Origin of the sequence: Streptomyces hokutonensis (assembly GCF_042751305.1) — a bacterium.
GTDB classification, from domain to species: domain Bacteria; phylum Actinomycetota; class Actinomycetes; order Streptomycetales; family Streptomycetaceae; genus Streptomyces; species Streptomyces hokutonensis_A.
In genome coordinates this window covers 15,114-29,012 of sequence record NZ_JBHYWD010000043.1, presented here as the reverse complement: position 1 = coordinate 29,012, position 13,899 = coordinate 15,114, and the positions used below count along the sequence as shown (strand labels likewise).

Sequence of the window (13,899 nt, the reverse complement as noted above, 5' to 3'; positions counted from 1 at the left end):
CACCCCCACCGGCTGGTACCCCCCCAAATTCACCTGCGCAAACCCCCCGCCCCGCCAACCCCCGGGTTTCCGCCCCACTTGTCCCGCCCTGCCCCGACTGCCGGGGCAGGGCGTCACCTGTTCCCGCGGGCGCCCAACCGGAACGGCGGCGAAGGCAAAGAGGCTGTTCACCAGGTCCTTCGGCGCGGACGTGCAGAGCCTGTCCCGCCTCGGGCACCTTAACCTCGGCTACAGCACTTGGGCGCGGTCGTAAGCGGAGGCGAGGTATCGGGCGTCGACGTGTCCCGGGTCGTGCTGCGGGCGGCGGCCAACAGCGTGAGTACGTCGATCGTCTGTGAGGCCAACACCGTTGATGGCACGATGAGTTGGGACGAAAGGCGGGGCTTCGTGCGGGATGACAGGCGGCAGATCCAGACGGCGGTCCTGGGCGGCGCGGACTCGGAGGAGCCGCTGTTGCTGCCGCTGGAGGCGATCGAGCTGGACGCCTTCCGCCGCCGTCACGAGCACGAGCAATAGTCAAGACCTGTGGACGAGATGACGTGCGGTTGGCGACTCAGTCCTGGACAGGTTCTACTCGGTGGGGCTCTGCTCCGCCGAGGTAGAGCATGCACCCCGCGGTCTCGTCCACGTCCTCCGGGTCGAAGCTCTCCGGCGGAACGACGTAAATTCCGGCGGTGGGGGCGGGAAGCCAGCCGAAGTCACGAGGAGGGTCGTACTCCTCGTAGTGCCCCACGCAGAGGCGAGTGGGCGGGATCGACACCGTGCAGACATCTCCTGCTCGGAGGGCAGGAGGCGCCGGCTCGAAGTGATACGGGGTCCATTCACCGCTTGCATCGGCCCACGGGAGGTGGAATGTCCCGTTCCAGCGAACTTGCCCGGATTTATCGATCTCTCCCCATGGCCATTGGAGACGGATGTGGGTCGCATTCACCGAGACGACCCGGGCGCTTGCCGGCTCGCAAGAGACGATCACTTCGTCGCCAACCCGATACGCCATGCCTGATCGCCCCTGTCCCGGTCGTGAAGGGCCGAGGATAGATCAAGATCTGTGCAGCTGGACTGGCCCCGTCACGGCCCGGCCGGGCGCTCTCTGACGTGATCAAGCTGCCCGCTCCTCGCGCTCGACGAGGAGGCCGTTCTCGAACACAGCACCAGCGCGGACCAGGGGCACGAGGTGCGCTCCAGTGATCGCGCGCCAGCGGGCCTGGGCGGACTCGACCAGCTTGAACACCATGGCCAGGGCCGCAGCAGGGCTGCCCGCCCCGCGGGTGACCTTCGTGCGGAGCTTGACCGTGGAGAACGTCGACTCAATCGGGTTCGTGGTCCGCAGGTGGACCCAGTGCTCGGCCGGGAAGTCGTAGAACGCCAGCAGTTCCTCGGCGTCGTCGGTGATCCTCGCGACGGCCTTGGGCCACTTCGTGCCGTAGGTCTTCACGAAAGCCTCGATCGCCTTCTCGGCGTGGGCCCGATCTTCCCGACCCGCGCTGCAACGCGGGCCTACTCGATGGCCGTCAAGGGATCATCGGGAAGGTACGCCCTCCGCGTCCCTCCCGCTGATCCACAGGTCTTGAGCATTGCTCCTACCGATCGCCCTGGTCCGCATGTCCAGCGATGCCCGCACCCGCGAGTACGTGGCACGCCAGACGGCTGCCGGACGGACGAAGAAGGAGATCGTCCGGCTGTTGAAACGGGCCATCGCCCGGGAGATGTTCCGCTGCCTGACCAGCACAGTCGTCGTCCCCGACGTCGCCGACCTGCGGCCCCTGCGCCAATCCAGGAACCTCACCCTCACCGCGGCGGCCCAGCATTTCGGAGTCTGGCCCGCCACCATCTCCACCCTCGAACGCGGGATCCGCCGCGACGACGACCTCACCCACGCCTACCGCGACTGGCTTGAAGCCACTTGACAGGCAATAGGAGCATCAGTCGGGCCGTTGGGGGCTTCGACGCCCCAGGCACCGTGGCTGATGTGAGCGACCTTCAGAAACCCGGCTTCACGGTCAGGCCAGTCTCCTCATGCAGCTCGCGCACCGCGGTCTCGGTGATGGGCTCGCCGGGTTCACTCTTGCCGACGGGTAGGTCCCCCAGGCCTTGGGCTCCTTTGGGTGAACTCGGCGTTGTGGCTGCGGTCATGGGTCCGAGGGCGGGCCCGAGGACGTTGGGCTGGTCGTCGATCGCGCCCCCGGCGGAACGCGATCGTCGTGAGCCTGTCCGGACACCACAACCCTGCGGCCCCAAGGGCGCTCGCGACCGCACGCAATCGGGCCCCATCCGCACGATCGCTGCACGCTTGCCCATCACACCGAACCTGACAGACCGGAGCCGACCGGCGGCGTCGATTCCAGACCTACGCGTTGCGATATGTAGCCCACAGGTGCCCGATCGGCCGGACTCCAAGGTCAAAAAAACAAGAAACCTCAGGTCAGAGTCCTGACCTGAGGTTTTCCATGGAGCCCCCTGTCGGATTCGAACCGACGACCTACGCATTACAAGTCCTGGCTGGATCGTGCTGGGTCGTTCCAGACGCTGACTCAGTGTCCGGAACGACCAGGTCAGGACAGGTTCGCCTTGAGGTGCAGTCCACGTCAGGACGTCTCCTGCCGTACCGTCCGCTCACGCATCGCTCACGCAGAAGGGGGTGCTGACCAGTGCGTTCGCATCCCTGGCGCTGCTTCGCTTGCGAAGCAGCTACCACGGCGAATAGCTCGGTGAGCGGTTTCCCATATCCAAATCTTTCTCACGATATCAGCAACTTTGAGGTGAATAGTCGAATGGTCACCGGCGTGCAGAGAAAGGGAAGGCGCGGCAGGTAAGCAGCGGGCACACCCAGATGCAAAGCGTTGCCCGGCCTCCGAAACCCCGCCAACCCCCACCGCGAAGGCGCTTCGCCTTCAAACTGACACCCCCTCATGAACGATCAGATTGGCGATGCAGGTACTGGCCGTTGGCGAGCGATCAAAGCAGCCCGGCCAGCAGCATCCTCGCCTGAAGCGGAAGACCCGCTACCCACTTTGTGCACGGAGCACATCGGCAACATCACGGTGATCTATAGTCACAAACGCTCCCTCCGAACAATCGTTCTATTTGCGTCTAGAACCCTTGGAGTTCACACAAGTGAGACACGATCGGAAGAGATCCACACAGTTACTCTTAGCCGCGCTCCTGGTTGCTGTCGCCGCAGTATCCCCGGCATCCGCCGACGATGGCCCAGGAGTGCTCACCGACCCCAGCCAAGCCGCAGCGCTGGCGGCACAACTCGGTGATGGCCGAACCGGCGGCGTGTACTACCGGGACGGGCGCCTCGTTGTCGCGGTCACTGACGCAGGCGCAGCGCAATCCGTCCAAGACGCCGGCGGAGTCCCGAAGCTCGTTACCCGCAGCACAGCCGAACTTGCTTCTATTCAAGGCGAGTTCGACGAACTGGCAGGGATTCCCAACACGGCATGGGGAGTCGAGGCCAGCAGCAACCAGGTGTCCGTTGAAATCTTCGACGGAGTGTCCGCCACCGACCGGGCTCGGATTGAAGAGGTGGCGTCGGCTCACCCGGGTGCGGTGCGCATCGACAGGATCGGAGGCAAGCTGGAGGCTGCCACCACCCTCCGCGGCGGCAATGGGATTTGGTCTTCCGGATGGCGCTGCTCGGCCGCATTCAACACCCACAACTCAGCGGGAGCGGTCTATACGCTCACCGCCGGCCACTGTGTACCGGGCACCGGTAACGTCTGGCTGGTCAACGCAGATGCCACACGCATTGGGATCCAGACCGCGTACAGGTACGGGGCTGACCCGCAGTACTGTGACGCTGAAACACGCGGCTGCGACTGGGCCACCATCAAGGTGGACAACGCCAACCTCGAAACCCCCGGAACCATTCATTACGGGGGAGGGACAAACGCCCAGATAACAAGCTCCCGCTACCCTGCCGAGAACGAGGCCGTGAGGCGGCTCGGAGACACCAGCCAAGATCTTGTCGGCAGCGTGACGGACACCAGCACGACCGTCACCTTCACCGATGGCACCACCCTGTACGGCATGATCCAGACCAGCCTCTGCTCCAAGCACGGCGACAGCGGAGGCCCCCTGTTCACCGGGACGACCGCCCTGGGCAGCACCTCGGGCGGCAACTACCTCGACGAGCCGTGTGGAGATTCGGACGCGCAGAGCGACCGCCAATCCTTCTACACGCCAGTGCAAACCGTGCTGAACGAGCGCGGCCTTCACGTCTACTGACGGATCGCCCTCTATAGCTGCCGCAACCGGTGAACCTGTACTGGCCCTACCGCGTCAGAGTGACGACACATCCTGCCGCGTCGCCATTCCCATGGGAGACAACATGAGTATCAGGACATCGCACGCCACTAGGCTGTTTTCCCTGGTGGCCCTGTCTGCCGTTGCCATGGGTGCCGTCTCCGGTTGCGGCAGCGAGAAGGAAGTAGACAACCAAGCCGAGGCAGCCACGAAACGCGCCCGACAGGTCGCCACAGCCTGGGACGGCTCACAGGCAGCTGGCGCATGGCGTGCCGGCTACCACCCCGTAGCGCCAGCGGTACAGCTGCCGCAAGGCGGCCTGCGGAGCCAGGACGACAAGCGCGCCTACCAGACCCAGAACTTCGCCCTGCGAGGCGACTTGCCCACCACCTGGCCGAAGCACGGCCGGGTTGCCTGGTCGAGCAATAAGTCGCTTACACAGCCGCTTATGAGCGCCAACGATGCATACAAAACCCTCGCGCAGGCGAGCATCGACGGACCTCAACTTACGGTGGTCGGCGCGAAGCTGGGCACCATGACGCTGGCCACAACTCGCGGACCAGCGACGGTCCCGGCCTGGCTTTTCACCCTGCAGGGCTACACCTCGCCCCTGAAGCGGGCCGCCGTCAACCCGTCAACGCCCCCTCAGTCGCCGATCAAGCCGGCCCACAACTTCTCCGACAGCCAGTTGGCACCGCTCGGTCGGCTGCTTCAGGTTGCCGGAGACGGGCGATCGTTAACCGTGATCGCATATCACGGTGCCTGCGATGCCGGCCCCTCCGTGGAGGTGCTGGAAACCGGCGGGAGCGTAGTGCTGTCGGCCGCCATCAAAAACCCGGACGAGGGTGACTGCAGCGCGCAGAGCAGAGAGAAGCAGGTGACGGTCAAGCTGGTTCAGCCTATGGGCGACCGTGTCCTGCTCGACGCGTCCACGGGCGCACCGGTGGCATACCGGGAGACGCCCGGGCGAAGTTGACTCTCTCTCCACTGCTGACCTCACGCTCTCGTGAAGCCTGGCGTCCGGCGAGTGGTCAGGTCAACGGACAGTACCTCCGACCGGAGACGGGAACGAGACGATTCCCCAACGTCGGTCAGCATGGTCTTGGCCCGGCTCCCGTTGCGGGAGTTGCCGCTGCCCCGGCCGCCGGCATCGTGCTTCTCGTAACCGAGGTGATCGGTGATCTCACCTTCCAGGGCAGATTCCAAGACCCGCTTCGTCAGCTGCTGCAGCAGCCCACCCTGCCCGGTCAGCTGCAGCCCCTCCGGCCCGGTCAGCTGCAGCCCCTCCGACCGGGCCCGCTCCACCAGCATCGCGACCAGCTGCTCATCGGATACGGGCGCAGGCTGCCCAGGCTGGGCACTCTCGACAGGCTCCACAGTCTCCAACTCCACGGCGGTATCAGTCACTTGACGTCTCTCCCATGATCGTCGGATCCGCCGTTAGATTTACACTCCCACGCATGGGAGCGCGGGGACGGGCCTTGGACACTGGCCCGAAGTTCAGCCGATCGATACCTCCTTCACGCGGCTGTCCTTTACTTACCTGGAGCGACTTCGTGTCGCACACTTCCAGCGTTAGTTGGCCATGGGCAGTGGCAAGACCGCTGGTAACCGTCTTGTGCTCAGCGGCAGTTGGCCAATTTGTCCAGAGGTAGCTGACCTCCAGGGAGTTGACGCGGCTGGTGTTCGTTGAGTGGTCAGCGTTTGATGCGTCCGCGTACCGCGAGGGCGGCGAGTGCGAGAAGGGCTGGCTCCAAGAGGCGGGAGGCCATCTCGATGTAGGTGCCGGCGGTGGTGAGGTTCTGCCCGGAGGAGCGGAAGACGACCGAGTTGACGGCGACACGGGTGGCCTTCTCCGCGCGGGTCCAGTTCATGCGCTGGTGCCATCCGCCATGCAGGGCGGGGGCGGGGCTGCTGGTCGTGAGGTTGATCTTGCTGCCGTGGAGGGTGCCGGTGGTGGCGGGGTCGGGGTCGTGGGTGGGCAGGCCGAAGCCCATCAGGAGCAGCACGGTGACGGTCATGGCGGTCAGGAGCCAGCCGGTGGCGCGGGAGGCGCGCAGGCCGTAGCCGGAGAGCAGCCAGTACGCCCACAGCAGGCGGCGTTCGCCTTTCGGGGTCCCGGTTGTGTCGTGGCGGCGCATCTCGCACTCGCCGTAGTAGAAGTCGGCTGCGCCGGGCTCGTTCTTTCCGTCCTCGAAAGCCTTACGGAGCTGCCGGTAGAGCGCGGCGACGTCTTCGGGGTCGGGGGTGAGCGCGGGATCGGGGTGATGTGGTCCCGGACGCCACTGCCAAGGCTGAACTGCCCCTGCGGGAAGCACAGGCCGGCTGGCGCTCTGGGCGCGCCAGTGGTGTTCCTCGGCGAGGGTGCGTCGGCGACTCCAGCGGACCGGCCATACGCCGCGGTGGTGCCAGCCCGTGGGAGTGGGCGCAAACGTGGTGCGTCCTTCGAGGCGGAGCTGGTCGAGGTGGAACGCTCCGGAGAACAGGCAGTCGCTCAGGTCGGTATCGGTCAGAACCAGGTGGGCGGCATCCACGCCCTGCACCGAGGCCACCCGTACCTCGGCGGGGCCTGTCAGCCGGCTCTCGTCCACCGGCGGGCCGCCGCCGATGGTGAAGGGGGTGGGATGGGCGACGACTGCTGCGGGGGCGGACAGGACTGCGTGACTGAGGTCCACCGTCGCGCAGCGCAGGCGGATGATTGCTGTCGAATCCCACCGGGTCCGCTCACAGTCCACCCAGTCCGCCGCTATCTCCAGCGTCACCGGCACCCCGAACACCGCCCCGGCTAGAACAACCTGGCCCGCACACACCAGCGGCCCGAACGATGACGCACCATCGAACCGCGCCCCGTCGAACCTGGCGTCGCCGGAGAACTGCACCCCGTCGAACCTGGCGTCGCCGGAGAACTGCACCCTGTCGAACCTGGCGAGGCCGGAGAACTGCGCCTCGTGGAACATGGCGAGGCGGAAGAACTGCACCGCACCGAAAATGGTGGGGCCAGAGAACTGCGCCCGGTCGAACCTGGTGGTGCCGGAGAACTGCGCCCTGAGGAACTCGGTGCGGCCGGAGAACCGGGCCGCGTGGAACATGGCGTGGCCGGAAAACTCGGCCCCCTCGAACGTGGCGGGGCCGGAGAACTGTGCCTCATCGAACGTGGCGGGGCCGGAGAACTGCGCCCGGTCGAACCGGGCAGGGCCGGAGAACTGCGCCCGGTCGAACCGGGCAGGGCCGGAGAACTGCACCCCGAAGAACATGGCCTCGCCGGTGAACTGCGCCGCGTGGAACATGGCGTCGCCGGTGAACTGCACCCCGAAGAACTCGGCGTTGCCGGTGAACTGCACCCCGTCGAACACGGCGTCGCCGGTGAACTGCACCCCGTTGAACCGGGCGGGGCCGGAGAACTGCACCCTGTCGAACCGGGCGGGGCCGGAGAACTGTGCCTCATCGAACCGGGCGAGGCCGAGGTGTGGTTTGCCCGTGGCGGGGTCGCGGAACGCGTCGAGAAGCTGGGCCAGAAGGCTTTCGGTGAAGGAGGTGCCCCGGTGATCCATGGGGGCCCCAGGGGTAAGGCCGGCCAGATAGGCGGCGCGGTCGGGGTCGGCCAGGTGAGCGAGGCACACGGTGTGGCCGGAGACGTGGACACCGCGGCAGCCGACAGGGTCGGTGGCGGGGTCAGCACCGCGGGCGCAGTGAGGCCAAAGAGGTGCTTGGCGTACAGGGGACGGTGGCGTGCTCATCGCGCGGCGGCTCCACAGATCCGTGCTGGTTAGGACTCGCCTGCGATACCACGCAGGCTTGCGTCCAGCCGGTTCCTGCTCTGTAGCCAACTATGAATGCGCATGGCCAACTATCACTGATGTGACTGAGCGCCTCACTTGGCCACTCTGAGCACCATAGTTGGCCGCCGAACAGCTTCGGGAGCCGCCGGATCAACCGCCCGTCGCGAAGCCGTAAAGCTCGCGAAGCCGAGTGGCGATGGCCCTCGTGGCGGCTTGATCAGCTTCGATGAACTCGCGGCGATGATTCGGATCGCTTCCAGACTCGCGAGTCCAGTACATCGGGAGTAATCGTCAAGACCTGTGGATGGGATGGGATGTCGCCTCGCGTTGCGCCGCGGTCGCGTGGAGGGCAAGCTTCGTCCCCGAGGTCTACCGACGCTATCGTGCCGTCCTGGCCACCGACCGCGGCCCCCGTGCGGGACTGCAAGTCACCATCGAGCGGGGCGACGATCGAAAGCCGCTGGTAGCTCAGTGGGGAGGGATCTCCCTGGCCCGCAAGATCAGGGTCCGCACCCTTGACGACCAGCCCCCGAAGGTCTGGAACAACCAACGGTCCGAACTGGTGCAACGACTCCTCGCGGAATCCTGTGAACTCTGCGGCTCCGCGCAGAACGTCGAAGTGCACCACGTCCGGCACCTGAAGGACCTCCGGAGGAAAGGGCGGGCACCCATGCCCGCCTGGGCCGAGCGCATGGCCAGCCGCCAGCGCAAGACACTGGTCGTCTGCCGCAACTGCCACCACGCCATCCACAATGGACGGCCGACCGGGCAGAACGCGGAGAGCACGACACTGGAGAGCCGGGTGCGGTCATAAGCCGCACGCCCGGTTCGGGAAGGGGCCGTCGGAAAAGGACCAGCTCAGGCACCTCGTCGGCGGCCTACTTCCCCCTTCCCTACCGACGGTGCAACGTCGGTCTACTCGGTGACCTGTCGATCACTCGGGAAGGTACGCCCTTTCACGTCCCAACCCGAGGCCGATCCACAGGTCTTGAGCATTGCTCTCGCCTATACCAGACTCGAAATCCACCCAGCACCAACCTGATCAGCAAACCTCGTCAGAGCTCATTCTCGGATGTGGTTGCGCGCCGATCCTCGATGAGTTCGGCGGCAAATTCAACTGCCTCCAGGGCATCACTGGTCAGAAACAGGCATATACCTTCACGATGCGGCCAGGCGAGAACGCGATACTCTCCCGATGCTGCGGAGATGGCAGGGAACTCGTCTTTGATGTCGGCGAACGAGTCGGCATCCGACACGGTCAGCGACCACGTAGAGAGAGAAGGGTAAAGGGCGCGAAACGTCGGATCATTATAGGCGGCCGAAAGTATTCGCCACATTTCCTCCGTGGCACGACCACCTGGCAGATGTGGCGGCCTGTATTCATCCAGGATTGCATTCCACTCTTCTTCGCGTGTTCGCACAGGAGAATCATCCGATTTCAGTGGCATTCCGTCAACACACGTGAAAGGCGCCGCCCTGTGATGCGGGCGACGCCTTTCGCCGGACTACTGAATTTGATTGGGTGATGTCGGGTCGTTCGGCTGAGTGTTGGGTCCTCTGCGCTGTACTGCTGTGACCGTGAGGTACGCGCAGGGCGGCGGCTTGACCGACGCCGCGAGGGAAGCCCGGGAGCGAGTGCGGCTGGATGCGGTTGCGTCCAGGGAAGTGGTGTACGGGTTCAACCTGATCCGGGGGTTTGCTCCGACATCGGGATGGTGCCCGCATAGTTGAACGGCCACCGGCTGATCTTCGAAGTGTCGAAGCCTCGAAGGAGATCAGCACGATGACCGCACCTGACAGTCTGCCCCTGCACGCCCTCGCCGAGGACAACCTCGCCGCGGCGAGTCCCGGTCTGCTGCGCGCGATGGTCAAGACGTTCGCCGACGCGCTCATGTCCGCGGAGGCCGACGCCCTCTGCAACGCCGAATACGGGCAGGTCAGCGACGAACGCGTCAACCATCGCAACGGCTACCGCCCGCGCGAGTGGGACACCAGGGCCGGCACCGTCGAACTCGCCATCCCCAAACTCAGAACCGGCAGTTACTTCCCGCACTGGCTGCTGGAGCGACGCCGCAGGGCCGAACAGGCCCTCATCAGCGTGGTCGCCACCGCCTACCTGCTGGGTGTCTCCACTCGCCGAGTCGAGAAGCTCGCCGAGTCCCTCGGCGTCACCCAGCTGTCGAAGTCCCAGGTCAGCGCGATGGCCAAGCACCTGGACGAACAGGTCGCCGCGTTCCGCAACCGCCCCCTGGACCAAGGGCCCTACGCGTTCGTCCGGGCCGACGCACTCACCCAGAAGGTCCGCGAGGGCGGCCGCATCATCAACGCCCACGCACTGATCGCGGTCGGCGTCAACGCAGACGGCCACCGCGAGATCCTCGGCATCGACGTCGCCACGGCCGAGGACGGCGCCGGATGGCTCGCTTTCCTGCGCTCCCTGACCGCCCGCGGCCTGTCCGGCGTCCAACTCGTCGTCTCCGACGCGCACATGGGCCTGGGCAACGCGATCGGCGCCACCCTGCCCGGCGCGAGCTGGCAGCGGTGCCGCACCCTCCCCCACGCCCTGAACGGGCGCAGGCGGTACCCCCACCGCCCGCGCACTGCTGAGCCAGGTCCCCAAGTCGGCCCAGCCATGGGTCGCCACCCTGCTGCGGACCGTCTTCGAACAGCCCGACACCGACGCCGTGAAGGCCCAGATGCGCCACGTCCTGGACGCCCTGGAGGCCAAGTTCCCCAAAGCGGCAGCCCACTTGGACGCCGCACAGCACGACGTCCTGGCGTTCACCGCCTTCCCGCGCGAGAGCCGGCGGCAGATCTGGTCGAACAACCCGCAGGAACGGCTCAACAAGGAGATCCGCCGCCGTACCGACGTGGTCGGCATCTTCCCCGACCGCACCGCCCTGATCCGCCTCGTCGGCGCGGTCCTGGCCGAGCAGAACGACGAATGGACCGAAGCCCGCCGCTACATGGGACTCGACCTCCTGGCCAAGGCCCGCCTCCACCCGATCGAGTCACAAACCGACGAGACCCCCGTCCCGACGGAACTCACCGCTTAGCCTCACAGAAGAGATCACCGAGTGGCCGTCGATACACCACTCCCGCGGACGTGACCCGCGCGCCGACTTCTGGGGCTGACCGGGGAGTGTCATGAATTAGGTGTGATCCTTCCCGAAGGAGTCATCTGATGAATGCGACGACAGGTCACCTGATCGAGGCCGTGGACCGCGTGTCGCTTGCCGTGGCCGACGGCAGTGTCCAGGGTGCCGACGTGAAGTCGATGCCGGTGTCTGAGAACGGTCTGTCCAGCGAATTGCTGGAGGAGCTCGCCGCGCTCGCGGCCGAGAAGGTCCATGGCGGCGAAGGGCTGCGGCTGATGGGCGAGGGCGGGCTGCTGCCCGAACTGGCCCAGCATCTGATGCAGGCCGCCCTGGAGGCCGAGATGGACGAGCACCTCGCCGCCGAGGCCGGCCGGATCGGCGGACGCGGGTCCCGTTCGGGCGGCAACATGCGCAACGGCTACCGGGCCAAGAAGGTCATGACGGAGGTCGGCGCCGTGACGGTGCAGGTCCCCAGAGACAGGCTGGGCACCTTCCGGCCCCGGCTGCTGCCCGTGCACGCCCGCCGCACCGGCGCGCTGGACGACCTGGTGCTCTCGCTGACCGCGAAGGGCCTGACCTCCGGCGAGATCGTCTCCCACCTCGCCCAGACGTACGGGATGACGACCACGAAGGAGACCATCTCCACGATCACCGACAAGGCCCTGGAATCGATGGCGGAATGGCGCACCCGCCCACTCGATCCGGTCTACCCGGTCGTCTTCATCGACGCCGTGCACGTCAAGATCAGGGACGGTCACGTCGCCAACCGGCCGGTCTACGTGGCCGTCGCGGTCACCGCGGACGGCTACCGCGAGATCCTCGGACTGTGGGCCGGCAACGGCGGCGAGGGCGCCAAGTACTGGCAGACCGTCCTGACCGAGATCAAGAACAGAGGCGTCCGCGACGTGCTCATGCTGGTCTGCGACGGGCTGAGCGCCCTGCCCGACGCGGTGAACACCGTCTGGCCCCAGACCGTCGTGCAGACCTGCGTGGTCCACCTCATCCGCGCCAGCCTGCGCTACGCATCGCGCCGGGACTGGGCCGAGGTCGCCCGGGACCTCAAGCCCGTCTACACCGCCGTCAACGAGGACGAGGCCCGGCAACGGCTCGCCGACTTCGACGCCACGTGGGGCAAGCGCTACCCCTCGATCGCCGGCACCTGGCAGCGGGCCTGGAGCGAGTTCGTGCCCTTCCTCGGCCTGCCCGACGCGATCCGCCAGGTCGTCTACACCACCAACGCCATCGAGTCCCTCAACGCCCGCTACCGGCGCGCGGCCCAGGCCTGCGGGCACTTCCCCAACGAGCAGGCCGCCCTCAAACGCCTCTACCTCGCCACCCTCGCCCTCGACCCCACCGGCCGCGGCCGACAGCGCTGGAACAACCGCTGGAAGTCCGCCCTCAACGAGTTCGACGTCCTCTTCGACGGCCGCCTTACCGCCGGACGAGTGTAGGCCGAACAGCCCACCCACCAACTCGTAGGCCAAACAGACGAATCACACCTACTGATCTCTTCGGGTTGTTGTCGGGTAGTGATCCCTGCGGTAGGCCGGGGGTATGCGGTATGCGCAGGGCGGCGGCTTGACCGCCGAGCGACGACAGTTTCGTGAGCGGATCCGGTACGAGGCCGGCGAGCGGTTCGCCCGCGGCGAGCGGACCGCGGTGATCGCGTGGGATCTGCGGGTGAGTGAGCGGTCGGTGGAACGCTGGCGGCATGCCTGGCGGGAGGGCGGCATGGAGGCCCTTGCCACCGCTGGGCCGCCGAAACTGCCCAGGCTGTCCGACGGCCAGTTCGCCGAGTTGGAGAAGGAGCTGGCCTTCGGCCCCGCCGGGCACGGCTGGGAGGACCAGCGGTGGACCCTGGCACGGATCAGAGCCCTGATCGCCCTCAAGTTCCGTATCGACTGCTCGACGGCGGCCGTGTGGCGGCTGCTGCACCGCCACGGCTGGTCCTGGCAGTCTCCCGCCCGTCGGGCACTGGAGCGTGACGAGCACGCGGTCGCCCTGTGGAAGAAGGACGTGTGGCCGCAGGCGGAATGACTGCGGCGGCGCTGGACGCCTTTGTGGTCTTCGAGGACGAGGCCGGGTTCTCGATGACTCCGCCACGGGCCCGCACCTGGGGCCGGCGTGGGCACACGCCGGTGGTGCGGGTGCGGGGCCGGTCCTGGCGCCGCTGGTCGATCGCCGCCATGTGCTGCTACAAGGAGGGCGAGACGTCGCGGCTGATCTACCGGCCGCGCCGCCACCGCAAGCACAAGGGCACAGGACGCGACAGCTTCTCCTGGCGTGACTACCGCGACCTGGTCGTCCGCGCCCACATCCAGCTCAAGGCCCCCATCGTCTTGATCTGGGACAACCTCAACGTCCACCGGGCCGCCGGGATGCGGGAGTACGCGGCCGCGCATGACTGGCTCACCATCGTGCAACTCCCTTCCTACGCGCCGGACTTGAATCCGGTGGAGGGCATCTGGTCGCTGTTACGGCGCGGCCCTCTGGCCAACACCGCCTTCACCGACGACGAGCACCTCGAACGCACTCTCCGCCGTGGCCTGCGCCATATCCAGCTCCGGCCCGACCTCATCGACGGCTGCCTCGCTGGCACCGGCCTCACCCTCACCCACCACCCGACAACAACCCGACGAGCTCAGTAATTCCTGATAGACCCGCTGACCGGTGTTCCAGGCTCCAGGTGTGGGTGTGAGAGGGCGGGGGGGGGGGGGGGGCGGCGCCCCCCCCCCCCCCCCCCCCGGGGGGGGGGGGTGGGGGGTTGGGGGTGG

The 13,899-nt window shown here is 66.7% G+C and carries 10 protein-coding genes and 4 pseudogenes; 8 read left to right on the top strand and 6 right to left on the bottom strand.

What is annotated here, in order from left to right:
* The first annotated feature begins 237 nt into the window (after positions 1 to 237).
* Positions 238 to 516 (top strand): hypothetical protein, encoded by a 279-nt coding sequence (locus tag ACFXC1_RS50140; protein ID WP_381256876.1) that lies wholly within the window; start codon positions 238 to 240, stop codon positions 514 to 516.
* A gap of 37 nt (positions 517 to 553) precedes the next feature.
* On the opposite strand, the gene ACFXC1_RS50135 is transcribed toward ACFXC1_RS50140, so the two are convergent.
* Both ACFXC1_RS50135 and ACFXC1_RS50130 read right to left on the bottom strand, forming a co-directional pair.
* Positions 554 to 760 (bottom strand): hypothetical protein, encoded by a 207-nt coding sequence (locus ACFXC1_RS50135; protein ID WP_381256874.1) that lies wholly within the window; start codon positions 758 to 760, stop codon positions 554 to 556.
* A gap of 339 nt (positions 761 to 1,099) precedes the next feature.
* Positions 1,100 to 1,474, bottom strand: a pseudogene (locus tag ACFXC1_RS50130) (transposase); the annotation flags it as partial.
* 127 nt (positions 1,475 to 1,601) lie between these two features.
* On the opposite strand from ACFXC1_RS50130, the gene ACFXC1_RS50125 reads away from it, so the two are divergent.
* Positions 1,602 to 1,907 carry a helix-turn-helix domain-containing protein gene (locus ACFXC1_RS50125; protein WP_381256871.1) on the top strand — a complete coding sequence of 102 codons (306 nt, stop codon included), beginning with the start codon at positions 1,602 to 1,604 and terminating at the stop codon, positions 1,905 to 1,907.
* A gap of 23 nt (positions 1,908 to 1,930) precedes the next feature.
* Here the strand turns inward: ACFXC1_RS50125 and ACFXC1_RS50120 are convergent.
* A pseudogene (locus ACFXC1_RS50120) lies at positions 1,931 to 2,133 on the bottom strand (NUDIX domain-containing protein); the annotation flags it as partial.
* Between the two features lie 1,080 nt (positions 2,134 to 3,213).
* Between ACFXC1_RS50120 and ACFXC1_RS50115 the strand changes: the two are divergent.
* Together ACFXC1_RS50115 and ACFXC1_RS50110 are read left to right on the top strand one after the other, a co-directional pair.
* Positions 3,214 to 4,230, top strand: coding sequence for a S1 family peptidase (locus ACFXC1_RS50115; protein ID WP_381256869.1), 1,017 nt, complete (start codon positions 3,214 to 3,216; stop codon positions 4,228 to 4,230).
* Positions 4,231 to 4,333: 103 nt separating this feature from the next.
* A complete protein-coding gene (locus tag ACFXC1_RS50110; protein WP_381256866.1) occupies positions 4,334 to 5,224 on the top strand; it encodes a hypothetical protein in 891 nt (296 codons plus the stop codon).
* Between the two features lie 104 nt (positions 5,225 to 5,328).
* Here the strand turns inward: ACFXC1_RS50110 and ACFXC1_RS50105 are convergent.
* Both ACFXC1_RS50105 and ACFXC1_RS50100 read right to left on the bottom strand, forming a co-directional pair.
* Positions 5,329 to 5,655, bottom strand: a pseudogene (locus ACFXC1_RS50105) (transposase); the annotation flags it as partial.
* Between the two features lie 290 nt (positions 5,656 to 5,945).
* Entirely contained in the window at positions 5,946 to 7,799 is a 1,854-nt protein-coding gene (locus ACFXC1_RS50100) for a pentapeptide repeat-containing protein (RefSeq protein WP_381256863.1), read from the bottom strand.
* 532 nt (positions 7,800 to 8,331) lie between these two features.
* Here ACFXC1_RS50100 and ACFXC1_RS50095 point away from each other — a divergent pair.
* Positions 8,332 to 8,841 carry an HNH endonuclease gene (locus tag ACFXC1_RS50095; protein WP_381256860.1) on the top strand — a complete coding sequence of 170 codons (510 nt, stop codon included), beginning with the start codon at positions 8,332 to 8,334 and terminating at the stop codon, positions 8,839 to 8,841.
* Positions 8,842 to 9,082: 241 nt separating this feature from the next.
* Here ACFXC1_RS50095 and ACFXC1_RS50090 read toward each other — a convergent pair whose 3' ends face one another.
* Positions 9,083 to 9,448 (bottom strand): DUF6193 family natural product biosynthesis protein, encoded by a 366-nt coding sequence (locus tag ACFXC1_RS50090; protein WP_381256858.1) that lies wholly within the window; start codon positions 9,446 to 9,448, stop codon positions 9,083 to 9,085.
* Positions 9,449 to 9,810: 362 nt separating this feature from the next.
* Here ACFXC1_RS50090 and ACFXC1_RS50085 point away from each other — a divergent pair.
* From ACFXC1_RS50085 to ACFXC1_RS51275, 3 genes and pseudogenes are all read left to right on the top strand, one after another.
* Positions 9,811 to 11,083, top strand: a pseudogene (locus ACFXC1_RS50085) (IS256 family transposase).
* A 221-nt stretch (positions 11,084 to 11,304) separates the two neighbouring features.
* Positions 11,305 to 12,576, top strand: a complete 1,272-nt coding sequence (locus ACFXC1_RS50080) for an IS256 family transposase (protein ID WP_381256907.1) — start codon at positions 11,305 to 11,307, stop codon at positions 12,574 to 12,576.
* A 103-nt stretch (positions 12,577 to 12,679) separates the two neighbouring features.
* A protein-coding gene (locus ACFXC1_RS51275; protein WP_463294426.1) for an IS630 family transposase occupies positions 12,680 to 13,773 on the top strand; the annotation gives its coding sequence in 2 pieces (ribosomal slippage) (positions 12,680 to 13,126 and positions 13,129 to 13,773; 1,092 coding nt in all).
* Positions 13,774 to 13,899: the final 126 nt, after the last annotated feature.